This is a genomic window from Oryzomicrobium terrae (genome assembly GCF_008274805.1).
Lineage (GTDB): Bacteria > Pseudomonadota > Gammaproteobacteria > Burkholderiales > Rhodocyclaceae > Oryzomicrobium > Oryzomicrobium terrae.
Window position 1 is genome coordinate 557,320 of sequence record NZ_CP022579.1, and the last position, 19,110, is coordinate 576,429.

18 protein-coding genes are annotated in these 19,110 nt (G+C 69.2%); 15 read left to right on the top strand and 3 right to left on the bottom strand.

Going from position 1 to position 19,110, the window contains the following annotated elements; genetic code table 11:
* Positions 1 to 48 precede the first annotated feature (48 nt).
* The 12 genes from OTERR_RS02555 to OTERR_RS02610 all read left to right on the top strand — a co-directional run bounded on the left by OTERR_RS02555 (position 49) and on the right by OTERR_RS02610 (position 12,842).
* Positions 49 to 543 (top strand): GspH/FimT family pseudopilin, encoded by a 495-nt coding sequence (locus OTERR_RS02555; protein ID WP_187775287.1) that lies wholly within the window; start codon positions 49 to 51, stop codon positions 541 to 543.
* On the top strand, positions 524 to 1,111 hold the full coding sequence (locus OTERR_RS02560) for a prepilin-type N-terminal cleavage/methylation domain-containing protein (protein WP_149424762.1): 588 nt from the start codon (positions 524 to 526) through the stop codon (positions 1,109 to 1,111). Before OTERR_RS02555 ends, OTERR_RS02560 begins: the two co-directional genes overlap by 20 nt.
* Positions 1,108 to 2,016 carry a PulJ/GspJ family protein gene (locus tag OTERR_RS02565; RefSeq protein ID WP_149424763.1) on the top strand — a complete coding sequence of 303 codons (909 nt, stop codon included), beginning with the start codon at positions 1,108 to 1,110 and terminating at the stop codon, positions 2,014 to 2,016. The genes OTERR_RS02560 and OTERR_RS02565 overlap by 4 nt, the downstream gene beginning before the upstream one ends.
* Entirely contained in the window at positions 2,006 to 2,452 is a 447-nt protein-coding gene (locus tag OTERR_RS02570; RefSeq protein ID WP_149424764.1) for an agglutinin biogenesis protein MshP, read from the top strand. Before OTERR_RS02565 ends, OTERR_RS02570 begins: the two co-directional genes overlap by 11 nt.
* Before the next feature lie 26 nt (positions 2,453 to 2,478).
* Positions 2,479 to 5,874: a DUF6701 domain-containing protein gene (locus tag OTERR_RS02575; RefSeq protein WP_149424765.1), complete on the top strand. Its 3,396-nt coding sequence runs from the start codon at positions 2,479 to 2,481 to the stop codon at positions 5,872 to 5,874.
* 130 nt (positions 5,875 to 6,004) lie between these two features.
* The gene (locus OTERR_RS02580; RefSeq protein WP_149424766.1) at positions 6,005 to 6,859 is read left to right on the top strand and encodes a type IV pilus biogenesis protein PilM; all 855 of its coding nucleotides are present in this window, start codon (positions 6,005 to 6,007) and stop codon (positions 6,857 to 6,859) included.
* Between the two features lie 35 nt (positions 6,860 to 6,894).
* Entirely contained in the window at positions 6,895 to 7,596 is a 702-nt protein-coding gene (locus OTERR_RS02585) for a hypothetical protein (RefSeq protein WP_149424767.1), read from the top strand.
* Positions 7,593 to 8,315 (top strand): hypothetical protein, encoded by a 723-nt coding sequence (locus OTERR_RS02590; RefSeq protein WP_149424768.1) that lies wholly within the window; start codon positions 7,593 to 7,595, stop codon positions 8,313 to 8,315. The genes OTERR_RS02585 and OTERR_RS02590 overlap by 4 nt, the downstream gene beginning before the upstream one ends.
* Positions 8,300 to 8,755, top strand: coding sequence for a hypothetical protein (locus tag OTERR_RS02595; protein WP_149424769.1), 456 nt, complete (start codon positions 8,300 to 8,302; stop codon positions 8,753 to 8,755). Before OTERR_RS02590 ends, OTERR_RS02595 begins: the two co-directional genes overlap by 16 nt.
* A complete protein-coding gene (locus OTERR_RS02600; RefSeq protein WP_149424770.1) occupies positions 8,752 to 10,548 on the top strand; it encodes a pilus (MSHA type) biogenesis protein MshL in 1,797 nt (598 codons plus the stop codon). The genes OTERR_RS02595 and OTERR_RS02600 overlap by 4 nt, the downstream gene beginning before the upstream one ends.
* Entirely contained in the window at positions 10,541 to 11,467 is a 927-nt protein-coding gene (locus OTERR_RS02605) for an ExeA family protein (protein WP_246154282.1), read from the top strand. The genes OTERR_RS02600 and OTERR_RS02605 overlap by 8 nt, the downstream gene beginning before the upstream one ends.
* A 55-nt stretch (positions 11,468 to 11,522) precedes the next feature.
* Positions 11,523 to 12,842: a tetratricopeptide repeat protein gene (locus OTERR_RS02610; RefSeq protein ID WP_149424771.1), complete on the top strand. Its 1,320-nt coding sequence runs from the start codon at positions 11,523 to 11,525 to the stop codon at positions 12,840 to 12,842.
* 274 nt (positions 12,843 to 13,116) lie between these two features.
* On the opposite strand, the gene OTERR_RS02615 is transcribed toward OTERR_RS02610, so the two are convergent.
* Entirely contained in the window at positions 13,117 to 13,872 is a 756-nt protein-coding gene (locus OTERR_RS02615) for a ComF family protein (RefSeq protein WP_149424772.1), read from the bottom strand.
* Between the two features lie 315 nt (positions 13,873 to 14,187).
* On the opposite strand from OTERR_RS02615, the gene bioB reads away from it, so the two are divergent.
* The gene (gene bioB / locus OTERR_RS02620; RefSeq protein WP_149424773.1) at positions 14,188 to 15,180 is read left to right on the top strand and encodes a biotin synthase BioB; all 993 of its coding nucleotides are present in this window, start codon (positions 14,188 to 14,190) and stop codon (positions 15,178 to 15,180) included.
* A 4-nt stretch (positions 15,181 to 15,184) separates the two neighbouring features.
* On the top strand, positions 15,185 to 16,153 hold the full coding sequence (locus tag OTERR_RS02625; protein ID WP_246154284.1) for a methyltransferase domain-containing protein: 969 nt from the start codon (positions 15,185 to 15,187) through the stop codon (positions 16,151 to 16,153).
* A gap of 72 nt (positions 16,154 to 16,225) precedes the next feature.
* On the opposite strand, the gene OTERR_RS02630 is transcribed toward OTERR_RS02625, so the two are convergent.
* Positions 16,226 to 16,972: a protein-methionine-sulfoxide reductase heme-binding subunit MsrQ gene (locus OTERR_RS02630; protein ID WP_223115987.1), complete on the bottom strand. Its 747-nt coding sequence runs from the start codon at positions 16,970 to 16,972 to the stop codon at positions 16,226 to 16,228.
* A gap of 2 nt (positions 16,973 to 16,974) precedes the next feature.
* A complete protein-coding gene (gene msrP / locus OTERR_RS02635) occupies positions 16,975 to 17,955 on the bottom strand; it encodes a protein-methionine-sulfoxide reductase catalytic subunit MsrP (protein ID WP_223116032.1) in 981 nt (326 codons plus the stop codon).
* 122 nt (positions 17,956 to 18,077) lie between these two features.
* Here msrP and OTERR_RS02640 point away from each other — a divergent pair, with 122 nt between their 5' ends.
* Positions 18,078 to 18,980 carry a ferritin-like domain-containing protein gene (locus OTERR_RS02640; RefSeq protein WP_246154287.1) on the top strand — a complete coding sequence of 301 codons (903 nt, stop codon included), beginning with the start codon at positions 18,078 to 18,080 and terminating at the stop codon, positions 18,978 to 18,980.
* The last annotated feature ends 130 nt before the right edge of the window (positions 18,981 to 19,110 follow it).

Consider the following 19,110-nt stretch of genomic DNA (forward strand, 5'->3'; position numbering starts at 1 on the left):
ATGTTCCGCCGCCTTCAACGGCAAACGCTGTGCCACAAAGCCGCCCCGGTGCTTCGCCCCGCGGGCGGCTTTACGCTGGTGGAGCTGGTGATCACCCTGATCCTGGTCGGCATCCTGGCCGCAGTGGCGATCCCGCGCTTCGTCGGCCCCGGCGCCTTCGAATCCCGCAGCGTTTTCGAGCAGACCCGGGCCGCCTTGCAGCTGGCTCAGAAGCTGGCGGTGGCGCGCCGCGGGCAGGTGTTCGTCTGCCTCTCGGGGCCCGGGGCGGTGTATTCCCTGACGGTGGCCAGCGATGCCGCCTGTGCCGCGCCCCTGGCCGATCCGGTGAGTGGCGGGGCGATGGTCTACGCCGGCCAGGCTGGGCGCAGCAGCGTCACCTACGCGACCAATCCGGCGACGCAGGGCTTCTCCTTCAATGGCCTGGGTCAGCCCGTCGGGCTGGCCGGCAGAGTGGCCCTCACGGTGAGCGGCGGCGAGGCCGGGGATGTGGCGCGGACCTTGTTTGTCGAAGCGGAAACCGGCTATGTGCACTCGACGCCTTGAGGGGCGCGCCACGCCGGCGTGGGGCCAGCGCGGCCTGACCCTGGTGGAGTTGATCGTCGCCATGGTCATCATCGCCGTGGCGGTGGGCGGAGTGTTGCTGGCCATCAACCAGGGGGCCTTCGCCAGCGCCGACCCGCTGGTACGCAAACAGGCCCTGGCCATCGCCGAATCCCTGCTCGAAGAAGTGGAGTCGATGCCCTTCACCTACTGCGATCCCGACGATGCGGATGCGGCAACGGCCACCAGCGCGATTGTCGGGGCCGGAGGCTGCCGCACCACGGTGGAGGCCATGGGGCCCGAGGCCGGTGAAGGTCGGGGCAATGCCGGTTCGCCCTTCGACAACGTCAATGATTACAACAATTACCAGACGCCTGCCGCTGGCATCACCGACATCTTCGGTGCTCCGGTGGCCGGACTCGCGGCCTACCAGGCGTCGGTGCGGGTCGCCGATGCCGGCGCTCCCTTCAATGCGGGCGAGGCACTGCGCATCGTCGTGACGGTGAGCGGCCCGGCCAACACCACCGTCACCCTCACCGGCCTGCGCGCCCGTTACGCCCCGAATCCATGAGCGTCATGAACCCCATGCGCGGCCCGCACCCTGTGGGCGGCTTCACCCTGGTGGAGATGGTGGTGGTCATCGCCATCGCCGGGGTCATTGCTGCCGGTGTGGCTATGTTCATCCGCCAGCCGGTCGTCAGCGCCATGGATACGATGCGTCGTGCCGAGTACAGCGACATCGCCGACACGGCCCTGCGCCGCATGGCCCGCGACATCCGCCGGGCCGTGCCGAACAGCGTGCGGGTCAGTCTGGTGGGCAGTACCTACTACCTGGAATTTCTGCAAACCCGCAGCGGCGGGCGCTACCGTCGGGCGCCGGACCCGTCGGTCACCTGCGCCGGGGCCGATGACAGCAAGGCCGGCTGCAACAGCCTGGAGTTCACCCGGGCGGATGCCTCCTTCGAAGTGCTGGGCGGCAGTGTGGCGGTGCGGGGGGGCGACAGCGTCGTGATCTACAACTTGGGCATCGCGGGTGCCGATGCCTACAACGGCGATACCCGGCGGGCGGTCAACTGCGCGGCGACCCCGGGTTGCCCGGGCAACGTCACGGCGCTGGCGCTGACGACCACCGCCCCGTTCCCGCTGGAATCGCCCGATGGCCGCTTCCTGATAGTCGATACCCCGGTGACCTATGTCTGTGCGCCAGGGGCGAACGGCACCCTGACTCGCTATTGGGGCTATGGCATCGCCCTTGCCCAACCTACGGATGCCACTGCCGCGCCCCTGGCCAATGCCAGCCAGGCCCGCCTGGCCGACCGGGTGACGGCCTGCCAGATCACCTATGCCACCGGGACAGAGGCCCAGCGCCATGGTTTGGTCACCCTGCGGCTGACCATTGGCAGCCCCGGCGGCAATGGCGATGCCCCGGTCAACGTCAGCCTCTACCATGCCGTACAGGTGTCCAATGTGCCTTGACCGTTTGCATCGTCCGGGCCGGGGCTTCGCCCTGCCGGCGGCCATCTTCCTGCTAGTGGTGCTGGCACTGCTCGGCGCCTTCGTCATCCGCATAGTCGGGATGCAGCAGCAGGGTTCCCGCCTCGATGTCGAGGGGGCGCGCGCCTATCAGGCGGCCCGGGCCGGGATCGAATGGGGGTTGTTTCGCGTCCTCAGCCCGGCCGCGACGGCGCCCTGCCCGTTTGCCACGAGCAACCAGGCGTTTGGTACGGGGTTCGAAGCTTATACGGTGACGGTGACCTGCAGCAGCGGCGCGGTCACCGAAGGCGGCACAGCCACGACCCTGTACAGCCTGGTGGCGACGGCCTGCAACCAGCCGGCCAATGGCGCCTGCCCGAATCCGAATCCAACGGACGGTTATGTGATGCGGCAGATCGAAGCGGGGACGTCGCGATGAGCGTGCTGCAAACGATGGGAGCTGCCATGGGGCGTCATCTCAACCACATGAAACGACTGCTGTGGGGCGCGGTGGCCCTCTTGGGTCTGGCGGCAGGCCATGCCCAAGGCGCTGCCTGCCAATCGGCCCAGGCGGGCAATTGGAGCGCGCCGGCTACCTGGACGTCATGCAATAACGGCATCCCGCAGAACGGCGATTCGGCGACGATCAATCATGCGGTCACGGTCGACGGTAACGTGGGCAGCGACGGCAACAACGCCCTGTCCGGATTGACGGTTGGAACCAATGGCGTGCTGCAGGGTGGTAGCTACACTCTGGTGCTGAAGGGCAACCTGACGGTGGATGGGCGCATCAACTGGCCGACCGGCACCGTCTCCCTGTATTCCGCCACCTCCCAATGGGGCGGGGGCGCCACCGGCAGCGCCATCATCCTCAGCAGCATCGTCATGCGCTGGAGCGCGGGTCTGACCTTTGCACCCAGCGCCGCTTACACCATCGAGTTGCGCGGCGCGACGCCCCTGGATACCCAGAACGGCAACTTCAACAACAACGGCGCCAATGCCAACAACAAGGTGACCCTCTACTTCAATGGCGCGGGTAACCAGAGCTTCACCAACACCAAGCTGCAATACCCCAACCTGCGCCTGGGCGGCGGCGGCACGAAGACCGACGGGGCGAGCAGCGTCACCGTCCTCGGCAACCTGACCGTCGATGCCGGGACGACCTTCGATGCGTCCAGTGCCACTAGCCAGAACGCCATTGGCGGCGATCTCACCGTCGGCGGCACCTTCAAGGTGTCGCCAGGCAACAACGGGGCCTGGGAGTTCAATGGGACGACGACCCAGACCATCACCGGTGCGGTCTATCTCTACGGGATCATCGTCAGCAACAGCAGTGGCGTTGTGCTGAACGGTGGCGACTTGAGCCTGGGCACGACAAGCTCCGGCCGGCTGCAGTTCACCGCCGGCGGTATCACCACCGGGACCAACAAGGTCATCATCAATACGCCGTGCGACTGGACCAACATCGTTACCGGCGAGGGCACCAACAACAAGTGGATCAACGGCAAGGTTCAGCTGACGTTTTCCGGCTACAAATCCACCTGCACCTTCCCGGTGGGGGACAGCCTGTACTACGCGCCGATCGACCTCTTCATTCCCTATTTCAGCGATGTCGGCAATATCGGGGGCAAGACGCTCACGGGCAGCACCACCCGTACCGAGCACCCGCAGATCGGCACATCAGGACTCAACCCGAACAAGGATGCCAACCGCTACTGGACCCTGGGCGGAACGGGAGATACCTTCGGTTGCGTCCCGCTGGGCTCGGACAAGTGGAACCCCGGCTATTACCTGGCCACCTTCTATTTCAACGACCCGGATCTGGACGTCGGCGCGGCGACGAAGAATTTCCAGGTCGGACGCTATGCCGGAGGGTGGGCGCCGCCGGGCGTCGATACCGCCAAGCCCCACTCCACCAGCATCAAGGTGGACCCGACGGGCCCCGGGGCGACCGATGGTTCGCCGTTCGGCACCTATGCCGTGGGCGAAGTGCTGGGCGCCCCGTCCGGTGGCGGGGCCACCAACAGCTGCGCCAACCCCTGGGGCGGCAGCCAACCCGGCGCCTTCAATGCCTACGAGACGGCGACGGCGCCGGCCACCAGCGCCACCGGCGTGATCAAGACCAAGGTTGCCGGCCAGCCCTACAGCCTGGATGTGGTGGCCCTCAAGACCGACAAGAGCGCCGTCGATACCACCTTCAACGGCGCGGTGGCCATCGATGTGCTGGGGCTGGCGGCCTACAATCCCGCCAGCCCGCCGGCGCTGGATGCCAGTGGTTGCCCGGCAGGGGCAACGGTGCTGGCGTCCCCCTCGGGCACGCCGACGATCAGCAATGGACGCACCACGGTGAGCTTTCCCGCCGAGGCCAATGCCTGGGGCTACGCCAAGGTGCGGATCAAATACACCGCCAACGGTTCGACCCTGACGTCGTGCTCGGGCGATGCCTTTGCCATCCGCCCGAATGTGTTGGGCCTGCTGGCGCAGACCTCGTACAAGCAAAGCGGCGGCGCTTGGGTGACCCTCGCTGCCACGACAACCGCCGGAACCCCGGTGCATCCCGCCGGCCAGCCCTTCCAATTGACCGTGACGGGCTACAACGGGGCGGCTGCGCCGGCCATCACGAGCAACTGGAGCGCTTCGTCCCTGGTGACGGCGGCCGCGGTGGGGGGCGGCATGACCGCCGGCACCTTCGCCACCGGCACCCTGGCGGGCAGCGGTGGCACGGTGGTGTCCGCCTCGGCGACTTATTCCGAAGTGGGGCCGTTTACCGGGCAGCTGTTCGACACGGCGTTTGCCCGGGTGGATAGCGGCGATGGCACCAGCGCCGACTGCTCGGGATGGTGGGTGTGCTCGCCGGCGGTGGCCATCGGCCGCTTCATCCCCGACCACTTCGATCTGAGCAACGGTACCCTGACCAACCGGGGCGACGTGGCGACGTGCGCCGACAATTTCACCTACACCGGCGAACCGTTCCGGCTGGCCTTCACCCTGACCGCCAGGAATGCGGCGGGGGCGACCACCAAGAATTACGACGCTACCGCGGGCTGGGCGCGCCTCGATGGCTCCCAAGGGGCCAAGTGGGTCCAGGGCACAAGCGCGGTCGGCGCGGGCAACATCAACCCCTGGGGCATCAACCTGACCAACAATGCGCCCTTGGCCGCCGGGCGACTGGCCGTGTGGAGCGGAAGCAGTGTGGGTGTCTGCTCCGCCCCGGCAGGGGCCTGGTTCCAGGGGGCCGCCAGTTTTGCCGCATGCCTGAACGTCACCCGTAACGCCACGGCCGAGAACAGCTACGAGCAGTTCCGTCTCGGGGTCGCCCCCGTCGATGAGGATGGCGCCACGCTGGCCACGACGGCGTTCACGCTGGATGCCGACAACTCCGGCAGCAACGAGCGGCTCGCCCTGGGCACGACGCGGCTGCTGCATGGCCGCTTGAGCCTGGATAACGCCTACGGCAGCGAAATCCTGCCCCTGCCGATGCCGATGCAGACCCAGTACTGGATCACCACCTCGGGCAGCGGCTACTGGGCGGCCAACGCCCAGGACAGCTGCACGGCGGTGACGTCTTCGTCCATCAGCCTGACCAACTACGGCCGCAACCTGTCGGCGGGGGAAACCACGCCCTGCCTGCGCCGTCCGGGGGAAACGCTCTGTGCCAGCAGCCAGTCCGCGATGGGCGGCAAGTTCTCCTTGATTCTGGGGGCGCCAGGGACCGGCAACGATGGGTGGGTCACGGTGGGCTATGCCACGGCGACAGCACTGCCCTGGCTTGATCCGGCCCGGCCCGGGAAGGCCACCTTCGGTCCGGCTCGCCGTCCTAAAGTCCAGTACCAGCGTGAAAACTTTGGTTTTAACTTCTGATCGGACTCGGCGAGAATGGCTATCAATTTTTACACTGGCATAAAGGCGTCGCATGTTCGGTAGGCGCATCAAGAAAAATACGGAATGGCTGGCGCTGAATCTTCGTGGTGGAACCGCGGAGGCGATGAGTGTGGTTTACCCCCCGGGCGCACGGCCCAAAGTGGTGCGCGCCGATTTGCTGGAACAACCGGACGGGGATGTGGCCGGCTTGGCGGCCTTGGCCAAGCGGCAAGGCTGGTCCCGCTACCGTTGCACTACCGTCCTCAATCCGGGTGACTATCAATTACTGCAGGCACCGGCGCCGGATGTGGACGAGGCGGAGATCAAGCAGGCGGTGCGTTGGCAGATGGGCGATGCCCTGGAATTCCCGGCGGACAGCGCCACCTTCGACGTGCTGACCATTCCCCAGCCGGGTAACGCCGGCGCCCGGGGGCGCAGCCTGTGGGTGGCCGCCGCGCCCAACGCGGTGGTGCAGCGGGTGATGAACACCTTTGACGGGGCCGGCCTGGAACTGGCCGCCATCGACCTGCCGGAGATGGCGCACCGCAACCTAGCCAACCTGTTCGCCGAGCCCGGCCGGGGAGTGGCCATGCTGCACGTGGGGGAGGAGGGGGCGCTGCTGACCTTCACCTACGACGGCGAGTTGTACGGTGCGCGCCGCATCGACGTCAGCGACGCCCAACTGCGCGACGCCGATGCCGACCGCCGCGCCAGCCTGGTGGAGCGGATCGGCCTGGAGTTGCAGCGCTCCCTGGACAACTTCGAACGGCTGTACACCTTCGTCGGCATCACCCGTCTGCTGCTGGCGCCTTGCGCCGGGGCGGAGACCCTGGCCGACGAGTTGCGCAGCTTTCTTTACATCCCCCTGGAGCTTGCCGACCTGACCCGGGTACTGGATCTCGACGCGGCTCCTGCCCTGGCCGATCCGACCCAGCAGGGGCGCTACTTCGTCACGCTCGGCGCCGCCTTGCGCACCGGGGCCTGATCCTCACCACGGCGACACGCGGACTTCATTCTTCGATGCAGCAGATCAACCTACTCAATCCGGACCTGCGCCCGCGCCGGCAGCGGCTCAACCTGGGGGCCGTCACCCTGGCTCTGCTCCTGGCGACGCTTGGACTGGCCGCCACGGCAGCCTTAACGAGCCGGGACCTGGCCCGGGTGCAACAGCAGGTGCGCGATGCCGAGGCGTTGCAGCAGACGCTGCAAGCCCGGCTCGACCAGCTCCACGCCCTGGCCAAGCGCACTCCGGACCCGCGCCTGGTGGATGAACTGAACCGTACCCAGGACCGCCTCACCGCCACCCAGGAAGTGATGGCCGCGCTGGATTCCGGCGCGGCCGGCGATAGCGCCGGGTTTTCCGTCACCCTGGCCGGCTTGGCCCGCCAGGCCCTCAACGGCGTCTGGCTGACGGGGGTGGTGGCCGCAGGCCCGTCCCTGGATATCCGTGGCCGCCTGGTCAACGCCGAGCTGATGCCCGAGTACTTGCGCCGCCTCAAGGGCGAGTCGGCCTTCGCAGGGCGCCGTTTCGGCGACTTCACCCTGGCCGAGCACCCCGCTGCCAAACCTGGGGAGAGTGCCTCCGGCGACAAAGACGCCCCCGAACCCGGCCCGGCGCGTTACGTCGAGTTCGGTCTGAAAGCCTTCGCATCGCCGGAAGTCAGGGGCGTGGCACCCGCTGCTGCGCCCGCAGCAGCGCCGGCAACGGGAGGTCGGACATGATCTTGCAACGTTTCGTCCCGAACAGGCTGGTGGTCCGCCTGGGCGCCTTGGCTGAGCGCTTCAGCGCCTTGTCGCTGCGCGAGCGGGGGCTGATCGCCGCGGCAGCGGTGGTGGCGCTGATCCTGGTGGGGGATGCCCTGTTTCTGGCGCCGCTGCGCCAGCGCCTGAGCGCCGCAAATGCTCGCCTGGCCGAGCAGGGCGTCAATCTGGTCAAGCTGCAGGAGCAGATCGGCCTCTTGCAGGGGCAGACCCTGGACCCGGATGCCGCCAACCGGGCCGCCCTGGCCGCCCGCCAGGAGGAACTGGCGGCGCTGCAAGCACGTCTGCGCGAGTTCGACAGCACCCTGGTGCCGCCGGAGCGCGCCGCCGCGCTGCTGGAAAATCTGGTCAAGAGCCAGCGCGGCCTGGCCCTGGTCAGCCTGAAGACCCTGGCCCCGGTTCCCCTGGTCGATCGCAGCGCGGCCGCCAAGCCACCGACCGAGGGCGGGCGTGCCCCGGCCCCCGCGCCGGACGGCGTGCCCAACGTGTTCCGCCACGGGCTGGAAATCAAGGTGGCCGGTTCCTACACCGACCTCCAGGGCTACCTGGCCCGCCTCGAAGCGGCGCCGCAGAAGCTGCTGTGGGGCAAGCTCGACCTCAGCGTGGAACGCTACCCGCGCAGTGTCATGACCCTGACCGTCTATACCCTTAGCCTGGATCCCGCATGGCTCGCTTTCTGATTCGGGGTGTGGTGCCCCTGGCCCGCGCCACCGTCGCGGCCACCTTCCTGCTTGCTGTCGGAATGACGTCGGCCCGGGCCGACGACCCGACCCGTCCGCCCAGCGTCAGCGCTGCCGGCGAAGTGACGATGGAGGACAGCGGCCCTCAGCTGCAATCCGTCTTTCTGCCCCAGGGCGGGACCAAGACGGCCCGGCCCGCCGCGCTGATCAGCGGCCAGCGGGTCGAGGTCGGCCAGCGTTTTGGCGAGTGGCGTCTCCTCGCCGTCACCGAATCCACCGCCACCCTGGCAGGCCCCGCCGGCCGCCAGGTGTTGTCGCTTACTCCCGGGGTGGCCAAGTCGCCGCGCAGCAGCGCGAGCGCCAAGGCTCCCCACCATCGTTCCACCGGCCGCCCCGCGCCGGCCTCTGCTCTTCCTTCGACCGGGACCCGCCAACCATGACCTCTCCCGCCCGCTCCCTTTCCCTCCTGGCCGCGGCTGTCGCCGTGACCCTGGCCGTGACGGGTTGTGCCTCCTCCGTGCGCCAACCGCGTGCGACCTACGATCGCATCAACAGCGAGCTCGACCAGGCCCGTGCCTCCTTGGCCAACGGCGGCGAGCGCGGTGCCGCGACCGGCGCGGCCTCCGCCGCCTTGCTGCCGCCCCTGGACCTGAGCCTGCCCAAGGCCGCCGAGATCGAGCCGCGCTTCGACCTGGCCGTGAGCAACGCTCCGGCCCAGAGCGTGTTCGTCGCCCTGGTGTCGGGCACCCGCTACAGCATGCTGGTGTCGCCCGAGGTGAGCGGTACCCTGACCGTGAACCTGAAGGACGTGACGGTGCGGGAGGCCCTGGAGGCCATCCGCGAGATCTACGGCTACGACTTCCGCATCCAGGGCACCCGGGTCTATGTCCACCCCAACACCATGCAGACGCGCCTGTTCAAGGTGAACTACCTGGTGGGGCGGCGGGTGACCACCAGCAACCTGCGCGTCAATTCGACCTCGATCACCACGACACCGACCACCGGCCAGGGCGGGGTGCCCGGCGGGACTTATCCCGGTGCCGCCGGCATCCCCGGGACCAGCGGCATGCCGGGCATCCCCGGCGCGACCGGCACCAGCCAGGTCCAGACCGATGCCGCCCGGGTGCTGACCACCACCGACAACGATTTCTGGAAGGAGCTGAACACGGCGCTGACCACCATCATCGGTAACGAGAATGGCCGCAGCGTGGTGGTCAACGGGGTTTCCGGGGTGGTGCTGGTGCGCGGCATGCCCCAGGACCTGCGCAACGTCGAGCAGTACCTGAAGGCCACCCAGTTGATCATCGAGCGCCAGGTGATGCTCGAAGCCAAGATCATCGACGTGACCCTGTCCGACCAGTCCTCGGCCGGCATCAACTGGTCGGTGTTCGCGGGGGCGGGCTCCCGTCTCAGCTCCTTCGGTGCGGTCAATCCGGGCAATAGCCTGGGGCCGGTGGGCCAGACCCTGTCGGCCGTGGGCCTGGACAAGCTGGCCACCGGCATGGCCAACGGCGTGATCAATCCGACTGCCACCGGCAACGGCTTCTTTGGCCTGGCTTTCCAGACCAAGTCCTTCGCCACCCTGCTCAACTTCCTGGAAAGCCAGGGCGACGTGCAGGTGCTGTCCAGCCCGCGCATCGCCGCGGTGAACAACCAGAAGGCCGTGCTCAAGGTGGGCACCGACGACTACTACGTGACCAACGTCTCCACCACCGTCACCACCTCCGGCAGTGGCAGCAACCTGGTCACCCCGACCATCACCCTGCAGCCCTTCTTCTCCGGCGTGGCGCTCGACGTGATGCCCCAGATCGACGAGGAGAACAACATCCTGCTGCACGTGCACCCCTCGGTGTCCAACGTCTCCGAGAAGGAGAAGGTGGTGGACCTGGGCTCCCAGCTGGGTACCTTCAAGCTGCCCCTGGCGTCGTCCACCATCAACGAGACCGATTCCATCGTCCGCGTCCAGGACGGCAACATTGTCGCCATCGGCGGTCTGATGAGTCAGGCCCAGGCCCAGAGCCGCGCCGGCCTGCCCGGCACGACCGGTTCCAACTGGGGTATGCTGCTCGGCGGCAGCCGCGATTCGGCCATGAAGAAGCGCGAACTGGTGATCCTGATCAAGCCGACCATCATCCAGGACAACGCCGACTGGGCGAAGGATCTGGACGACACCCGCGACCGCATGCGCAGCCTGGACGGCCGCCGCTCCGCGCCGGCCAGCAACGGTGGTTGAGCAGGACGCCGTGCCGGTGGCGCCGCCACCGGCCGATGCCGTGACCGAGGCGACCCTGTTGCGCCGCGACGGCCCCCTCTACCTGGACCACTTCGGCCTGCGCGAGGCGCCGTTCTCGATCACCCCGGACACCGACTTCGTCTTTTCCAGCGCCGGCCACCAGGAAGCCCTGAACACCCTGCTGGTGGCGCTCTCCAGCGGCGAGGGCTTCGTCAAGATCACTGGCGATGTCGGCACTGGCAAGACCCTGCTGTGCCGCCGTCTGCTCGCCACCCTGGACCGGGAGCGCTTCGTCACCGCCTATTTGCCCAACCCGGCCCTGGGGCCTCGCACCCTGCTGCTGGCCCTGGCCGAGGAGTTGGGCATGCCGGTGGCCGAGGCCATGCAGGCCGACGAGTACCACCTGCTGAAAGCACTGCGCCATGCCTTGCTCGATGTGGCCCGCAGCGGGCGCAGCACCGTGGTGTGCCTGGACGAGGCCCAGGCCATGCCCCTGGAAAGCCTGGAAACCCTGCGCCTGGTCTCCAACCTGGAAACCGAGAAGCGCAAGCTGCTGCACCTGGTCATGTTCGGTCAGCCCGAACTGGATGAGCGCCTGGCTGAACCGGGCATCCGCCAGTTGAAGCAGCGTATCTCCTTTCATTACCGTCTGGCGGGCCTGACCCGGCAGGAATTGGCCAACTACGTCGCCCATCGCCTACGCATCGCCGGCCAACGGGACCGGGGCGGTGCCGTGTTCACCGGCCGCGCCGTCACCGGTCTGCACCGGGCCAGCGACGGCATTCCCCGCCTGGCCAACATCCTGGCGCACAAGGCCCTGCTGGCCGCCTTCGGCGAGGGCAGCGACACCGTCGCCTGGCGCCACGTGCGCCGTGCCGCTCGCGATACCGAGGGCGCCCGCGCCCTGTTCTGGTGGTGAGTCGCGCGGTCCCCCCGCGTCGCGCGAGCCAAGCCCTTCACGCAGCGAGTTCGTCATGAGTCTGATCAACCAAATGCTCCAGGACCTGGATGGCCGCCATGCCACCGGTCAGGAACGGGAAGGCCTGCACCGCGATGTGCGCTCGGTGGCGGCCGCCACCGCCCCGCGGCGCCGGCCTGCCCCCCTCGTCTGGGGCGGTCTCGCCCTGGTCGCCGGCATGGGAGGCGCGGCGGCCTGGCTGGCCCTGACCGGCAATCCGGCGGCAACGCCGACGGTGGTGGCGGCCGCTCCGCCCGTGGCCCCGGCCAGTGCGCCGCCCGCCGAGGCAGCTGCGCCAGCAGCCGCTCCGGTGGCCGCGCCGGTCGGCAACATCGATGCCAGTGGCACTGCCGGCGTACCTGCTGCTGCGACACCCGTTGCTCAGGCGGCAGCCGCGACGCCGGCGCCTGGGGGGACGGCTTCCGTGGCGGCGCCTGCGCCGGCGGCCGTCATGCCGCCGCCGGCCAGCACCCCGGCTGCGCTGCCGGCGCCCGTCCGCCCGGCCACCGCCGAGGCCAAGGCCGAACGTAAGGCGGCGATGCCGGCGACCGCCCCGGCAGCGAACGGCGCGGCTTCCGCGCTTGCCACCACCGTACCCGCGGTGGCTCCCAAAGCGGCCTTGCCCGCTTTGCCCCTGGGGGGCGAGCCGGTGCGCACGGCGGACACGTCGGCTTCCCCGGCCCCAGCCGTTCCTGCTGCGACGCTGCCAACCAAGGCCGCCCCCGCAGCGTCGGGCGGTAGCGAAAAGATCGAAAAGAACCTGCGCCTGGCCACCCCTCGGGATCGGGCGGAGCAGGAGTACCGGCTGGCGGTGCAGTCCCTCAACGCCGGCCGGGTGACGGAGGCCCTGGAGCGTCTGCGCGGCGCCTTGCGCCAGGACCCCGGCCACGTCACCTCGCGCCAGTTGCTGGTGCGCCTGCTGCTCGAACAGCGGGCCGGCGACGAGGCGCGCCAGACCTTGGCCGAGGGCCTGGAAATCAACCCCGGCCAGGTGTCTTGGGCGGTGGCCCTGGCGCGCTTGCAGGCGGAGCGCGGCGAGGTCGGCGGGGCCCTGGCGACCTTGCAGAAAGCGGCGGCGGCCGGCCAGGACTACGCCGACTACCAGGGACTCTATGGCAACCTGCTGGCCCGGCAGAATCATCCCCGGGAGGCCGCCGAACGTTACCTGGCCGCCGCCCGCCTCAACCCCGGCGAAGGGCGCTGGTGGCTGGGTCTGGGCTTGGCCCTGGAGGCCGACGGGCGCGGTGGCGAGGCCAAGGACGCCTTTGCCCGGGCCCGCAGTGCCGGCAACCTACCGCCGGACCTGGCGACCCTGGCCGAACAACGGCTGCGCTAGGCCTGCGCCGTGGGCGCCCCGGCGCCGCCGGCGGACGGTTGGCGCCTGTGGCGCTGGTGGGCGGGCGTGCCAAGTGGCGGCAAGTTGAGGCGGCGCGCCGGGTAACGGCGCGGTGGTATGCGGGCGGGGTTGGTGCACCCCGTAGGCTGGAACCTCGCGCCACTACTCGCATGCAGCGATGGGGTCGTGAAGATCGGCGTCTGGCGCGGCTTTCCGGGCAGCGTGCCTGAAGATCGCCTATTCACGCCACTCTCCACGGGGGCGTCCCTGACGTTCAATCTCGCAGGGTGCGTGCCACCACGGCCACCCCCACCGCCGCCACGCCGGCCACCTTGAGGGCGTGGGCGCAGGCGTCCGCTGTGGCGCCGGTGGTCATCACGTCATCGACCAGCAACACCCGCAGTTCGGCCACCTTCTCCGCCGCAACGAAGGCGGTGCGCACCCCCTTGAGTCGTTCTTCCCGGCTTTCCCCCGCCTGGGCCGGGGTGGCGCGCACCCGGTGCAGGGCGTCGTCCCAGAGCGGGCAGCAAAGCAGGCGGGCCAGGGGGCGCGCCAGTTCCTGGGCCTGGTTGTAGCCGCGCTGGCGCAGCCGCTCGCCGTGCAGCGGCACGGGCACCACCACGTCCCAACCGCTGCGGGGCCAGCGGGGCTGCACCGCGGGGTGACACACCTGGTCGTGCAGGGCATGGGCCAGGGGCGTCGCCAGGTCGAGGCGTCCGCCGTACTTGAGGGCCTGGATCAGGCCGTTAACCGGATAGGCGTAAGGCCATACCGCGAAGGTGGTGTCGAATCCCGGGGAGTGGCGCAGGCAGTCGCCGCAGACTTGGTTGTCGGCCGCCGGCATGGCGCACACCGGGCAGCGCGCCTCGGCCAGGCGGGGCAGGTCGGCCTGGCAGCCGGGGCAGAGGGCGGTTGGCTGTTTGCCGGGGACGGCGGCCAGGCCGGCGCCACAGAGCGGGCAGTCGTGGGGCAGGACTGCGTCGAGCAGCAGCTCCAGGGCGGCGCGGGGGGAGGGGAGGCGGATGGGCATGGCGGTTGGGCAGTCCCTGGGCTGGCGCCGGCGGCGGATGGGGCCGTCGCCGTGTTGCGCCACTATGCGCTCGTCAAATCCTTATTGCAAAAGGGGTTTTGTCGCCTGGCCGGTGCCGTGGGGCTGAGGTTTTCGGCGGGTTTGGGTAAAATTGACACCCTTCGGGAAATCGCCGATTATTCATAATTACAGACGGCTCCGCAGCCTGCAGCCCGGCATGATCCGGGCGTGACCACGCGGGGCTTTCGTTTTTTCGGGCGTACGGATGCAGGTTTGCGCCTGCCGGCAGTGCCCCTCTTCTCTGGATCGACCGTCATGCTCACCTCCGTTGCCGAACGCGCCGCCCCGGCCGCCGCCGTTGCTTCCACCCCCTGGACGGTGGATGCCGTGCTGGCCCTCTTCGACCTGCCCTTCATGGATCTGGTGTTCCGGGCGGCCCAGGTGCATCGCGAACACTTCGACCCCAACGCCATCCAGCGTTCCACCCTGTTGTCGGTGAAGACCGGCGGCTGCTCCGAGGATTGCGGCTACTGTTCCCAGTCGGCCCGCTACGAGACCCACGTGGACGCCAAGACCGGCCCGGACCGGATGATGCCCCTGGAGGAAGTGGTGGCCGCGGCCAAGGCCGCCAAGGATGCCGGCGCCTCCCGCTTCTGCATGGGCGCCGCCTGGCGCGGCCCCAAGGACAAGGACCTGGATTCGGTGGTGGAGATGGTCAAGGCGGTCAAATCCCTGGGCCTGCAAACCTGCGTCACCCTGGGCATGCTCAAGGAAGGCCAGGCTGCCCAACTGGCCGAGGCCGGTCTCGACTACTACAACCACAACCTGGATACCGACAAGGAGTTCTACGGCCAGGTGATCAAGTCCCACACCCACGGCGACCGTCTCGACACCCTGGACAAGGTGCGCGACGCCGGCATCCACGTCTGCTCCGGCGGCATCGTCGGCATGGGCGAGACCCGGCGCAACCGGGCCGGCCTGATCGCCCAGCTGGCCAACCTGTCGCCGGCGCCGGAATCGGTGCCCATCAATAACCTGGTGGCAGTGCCCGGCACTCCCATGGCCAACGCCAAGTCGGTGGACGGCATCGAGTTCGTGCGCACCATCGCCGCCGCCCGCATCACCATGCCCACCTCCTTCGTGCGCCTGTCCGCCGGCCGCCGCGAGATGAGCGAAGAGCTGCAGGCCCTGTGCTACCTGGCCGGCGCCAACTCGATCTTCTACGGCGACCAGCTGCTCACTACCGGCAACCCGGACACCGGCCGGGACGACGCACTGTTCGCCAAGCTGGGCCTGAAGGGCGTCTGACCCCTTGCCCGCCGGCCACGCCCCCCGCGCGCCGAAAGCCGCCAGCACCGCTGGCGGCTTTCCCGTTTTCGACACCGCCCGCCAGCGCCGCGCCCAGGCCCGGGCGGCGGCGGGCTACGACACCCACGCCTTCCTGCCCCGGGAGATCGCCGCGCGCATGGCCGAGCGGCTCGACTACGTCACCATCGCCCCGACCCGGGTGGTGGACCTGGGCTGCGGCACCGGCGCCGACCTGGCCATGCTCCAGGCCCGCTACCCGCAAGCGGCAGTGCTCGGTTTGGACGCCTGCCCGGAAATGCTCATGGCTGGCCGTTCTCCAGAGCCCCCCTCGCTAACGGCACGACTGGCGCGCCTCTCCAAGGGTATGCTCGGGAGATCAAGCACTGGCGCGCCTCTCCGGGCAGCGGCCCTGGCCGGGCGGCTGCCCCTGGCAGCCAATTCAACCGGGCTGGTGTGGTCCAACCTACTCCTCGCCGACTTGGCCGACCCGCGCCCGGCCATCGCCGAAACCGCCCGGGTGCTGGAAGTGGGCGGGCTGTGGATGTTCGCCACCCTGGGCCCGGATACCCTGCGCGAGTTGCGCCGCGCCGGTGCGGCGGCGGGCATGCCCACCCTGACCCAGCCCTTCATCGACATGCACGACCTGGGCGACATGCTGGTCAGCGCCGGTTTCGCCGACCCGGTGATGGACATGGAAACCCTCACCCTGACCTACGCCGACCTGGCGGGATTGCTCGGCGAACTGAAGGGGCTGGGCAGCACCTGCGCCCTGGCCGACCGGCGCCGTGGCCTGACCACGGCCCGTCACTGGCAGCGCCTGGCCGACGCCTATCCGCGCCTGGCCGACGGTCGCCTGCCGGCCACGGTGGAGGTGGTCTACGGCCATGCCTGGAAGGCGGAGCGCAAAAAGACCGACGATGGGCGCTCGATCGTGCGCTTCATGGAGCGCCCGGCGGGGGGCTCGCTGAAATGAACAAGGGCGCCGCAGGGCGCCCTTTTTGTTGCGAGTCGTTGCGAACGCCTGGCCGTGGCCAGGAGCGCCGGCCTACTTGGGCCGTTCCATGAAGCGCACCGGCTGCACCGTCACTGTCGGTACCACCCGCGGCATTTCGCCCGGCGCCTCGCCCCGGCCGGCCGGGGTGTAGCGTCGCGCCCGGTCCCAGGCCCGGTAACCGAGCAGCACCACCAGCAGGGCGGCAAAGATCAGCGGCGTGGTCAGGGCGATCTTCTTCACCCCCCACAGGTAATGGGCCATGCCCAGGATGGCCACCGCATACACCAACCGGTGCAGCGCCTGCCAGCGCTTGCCGCCGAGCAGCTTGATCGCCCGGTTGCTGGAAGTGGCCGCCAGGGGCGCCATCAACAGCAGGGTGACGAAGCCGAGCACGGCGAAGGGGCGCTCGGTCAGGTCGTCCAGGATCAGCTCCGTATCGAAGCCCATGTCCAGCCCGAGCCAGTTGGCAAAGTGCAGGCAGCCGTAGAAGAAGGCAAACAGCCCGAGCATGCGGCGTAGCCGCACCAGCCAGTGCTGGCCGGTGAGCTGGCGCAGCGGCGTCACCGCCAGGGTGATCCACAGGAAGGTCAAGGTCCAGAAGCCCAGGGCTTTTTGCAGTTCCTCGATCGGATTGGGGCCCAGGCCGTCGCCGAGAAAGGCGGTGGCCAGGCGCAGGGCCGGGATGAGGCAGACGGCGAACAAGACGATCTTGATCGTGGCGAGCATTCCCCGCCCCGGGGTGTACGGGGGCAGGGGGATCGGTGCGGCGCGGCGCGGGGTGGCTGGGGATGGGTGCATGCTCAGAAATTCTTTTTCAGGTCCATGCCGGCGTACAGGCTGGCCACCTGGTCGGCGTAGCCGTTGAAGGGCAGGGTGGGGCGGCGGCGGAATTCACCCAGGCGCCGCTCGCTCTTCTGGCTCCAGCGCGGATGGGCGACCTCCGGATTGACGTTGGAGTAGAAGCCGTATTCGGAGGGGGCCGCCCGGGTCCAGGTGGAGGTGGGCTGCTCGCGCACGAAACGGATCTTGACGATCGACTTGGCGCTCTTGAAGCCGTACTTCCAGGGTACCACCAGGCGTACCGGGGCGCCGTTCTGGGCCGGCAGGGCCTCGCCATAGAGGCCCAGGCCGAGCAGGGTCAGGGGGTGGCGGGCTTCGTCCAGGCGCAGACCTTCCACGTAGGGCCAGTCGAGCAGGGGGGAGCGCACCCCGGGCATCTGTACCGGGTCGGCCAGGGTGACGAATTCGACGAACTTGGCGTTGCCCGTGGGCTCCACCTTCTTGATGAGTTCGGCCAGAGGGAAACCGACCCAAGGCACCACCATGCTCCAGCCCTCGACGCAGCGCAGCCGGTAGATGCGCTCTTCCAGGGGGGCGAGCTTGAGCAGGTCGTCGATGGCGAAGGTGCGTGGCTTGAGCACCTCGCCCTCCACCGCCACGGTCCAGGGGCGGGTCTTGAGCAGGCCCGGGGCGTACTTGCCCGGGTCGGTCTTGTCCACGCCGTATTCGTAGAAGTTGCCGTAACTGGTGATGGTGCTCTTGGGCGTGAGGGCCTCGTCGCTGAACCAGGGGCTGCCCGGCGCGGCCTTGGCCACCGGGGGGAAGCCGTTGCCGCCGCGCTCCACGCTGGCGGCCAGGGCGCGGCCGGGCAGGCCGAGTCCGCTCAGGGCCGCGCCGGCAGCACCCAGGCCCAGGGCGGCGAGCAGTTCGCGGCGGCGGGCAAAGGTGGCGGGGGAGGTGATTTCCGACGGAAGGACGTCGGCAGGACGGCGAATCAGAATGGACATGACAGTCTCGCGGGAAGGCTCAGAATGGCGCGGGACAACCGGAGTCGGTCGTCGCTGCCCGTGAGTCGTTGCAGGGGCGTATTTCCTGACAGCGGGGAGGCTTAAAATATCCCGCCATGACCGACCGACTTGTAACGGAACGTGATGCCATTACGCCGGCATCGCCCACCTGTTCTCCCGCCATGGGGCTGTTTGCCCGCACCCTGGCGGCGTTGCGCGAACCCGATCCGGACGCCAAGTGCGCCGCCGCCACCGCCCTGTGGGCGGACTGGCAGGCCGGCGGCGTGGCGGTGCTGCGGGACGACGATGCGGCCGTGCCGGTGATCGCCCTGCCCGTGCCTGGGCGGCCGCCGCGCCCGGCGCTGGTACCCCCTGCCCAGGTGCCGTTGCGCGGCGTGGGCACCCGGGAAGGGCGCGGCGCCATGCTCCACGCCGTGGCCCATATCGAGTTCAACGCCATCAACCTGGCGCTGGATGCGGTGTTCCGCTTTCGCGGCCTGCCCGCCGACTACTACGGCGGCTGGTTGCAGGTGGCGGCGGAAGAGGCCCTGCACTTCGGCCTGATCCGGGCGCGCCTGGCCGAACTGGGTTACGACTACGGCGATTTTCCAGCCCACAACGGCCTATGGGAGCTGGCGGTGAAGACCGCCGCCGATCCGTTGGCGCGCATGGCCCTGGTGCCGCGGCTGATGGAAGCCCGCGGCCTGGATGCCACGCCGCCGATCCTGGAGCGCTTTCGTCGCGCGGGCGATGCGGGCACGGTGGCGGCCCTGGAGGTGATCCTGCGCGACGAGGTGGGGCATGTCGCCTTGGGCGACCGCTGGTTCCGCTACCTGTGCGCTCAGGCCGGCCTGCCGGCGGAAGCGACCTACCTGCGCCTGCTCGGGGAATATGGCGCACCCAAGATCAAGCCGCCGTTCAATACCCAAGCCCGGCTGGCCGCCGGGTTTTCCGCCGCAGAGCTGGCCGACCTGACCCGCCTGGCGGAGCAGGCCGCAGCGCCTGCCCGGGGCCGCTAAGGGCGGGGTTGAGCTGGACCGGCCGCGCGGGGAAGACGGCGTAGCCCGCAGGCGGCTACCCGCATCACGGGCTCGGACCGGCACGGCGGTAGCCCCGGGCGCCCCCGCACTTCCTTCGAAGGGTGACGTA

Excerpts from the sequence above, each read along its gene's own strand:
- OTERR_RS02560 (WP_149424762.1), top strand. The coding sequence starts at position 524 with ATGTGCACTCGACGCCTTGAGGGGCGCGCCACGCCGGCGTGGGGCCAG.
- OTERR_RS02565 (WP_149424763.1), top strand. The coding sequence starts at position 1,108 with ATGAGCGTCATGAACCCCATGCGCGGCCCGCACCCTGTGGGCGGCTTC.
- OTERR_RS02570 (WP_149424764.1), top strand. The coding sequence starts at position 2,006 with ATGTGCCTTGACCGTTTGCATCGTCCGGGCCGGGGCTTCGCCCTGCCG.
- OTERR_RS02575 (WP_149424765.1), top strand. The coding sequence starts at position 2,479 with ATGGGGCGTCATCTCAACCACATGAAACGACTGCTGTGGGGCGCGGTG.
- OTERR_RS02585 (WP_149424767.1), top strand. The coding sequence starts at position 6,895 with ATGCAGCAGATCAACCTACTCAATCCGGACCTGCGCCCGCGCCGGCAG.
- OTERR_RS02590 (WP_149424768.1), top strand. The coding sequence starts at position 7,593 with ATGATCTTGCAACGTTTCGTCCCGAACAGGCTGGTGGTCCGCCTGGGC.
- OTERR_RS02595 (WP_149424769.1), top strand. The coding sequence starts at position 8,300 with ATGGCTCGCTTTCTGATTCGGGGTGTGGTGCCCCTGGCCCGCGCCACC.
- OTERR_RS02600 (WP_149424770.1), top strand. The coding sequence starts at position 8,752 with ATGACCTCTCCCGCCCGCTCCCTTTCCCTCCTGGCCGCGGCTGTCGCC.
- OTERR_RS02610 (WP_149424771.1), top strand. The coding sequence starts at position 11,523 with ATGAGTCTGATCAACCAAATGCTCCAGGACCTGGATGGCCGCCATGCC.
- OTERR_RS02615 (WP_149424772.1), bottom strand. The coding sequence starts at position 13,872 with ATGCCCATCCGCCTCCCCTCCCCCCGCGCCGCCCTGGAGCTGCTGCTC.
- bioB (WP_149424773.1), top strand. The coding sequence starts at position 14,188 with ATGCTCACCTCCGTTGCCGAACGCGCCGCCCCGGCCGCCGCCGTTGCT.
- OTERR_RS02630 (WP_223115987.1), bottom strand. The coding sequence starts at position 16,972 with ATGCACCCATCCCCAGCCACCCCGCGCCGCGCCGCACCGATCCCCCTG.
- OTERR_RS02640 (WP_246154287.1), top strand. The coding sequence starts at position 18,078 with ATGACCGACCGACTTGTAACGGAACGTGATGCCATTACGCCGGCATCG.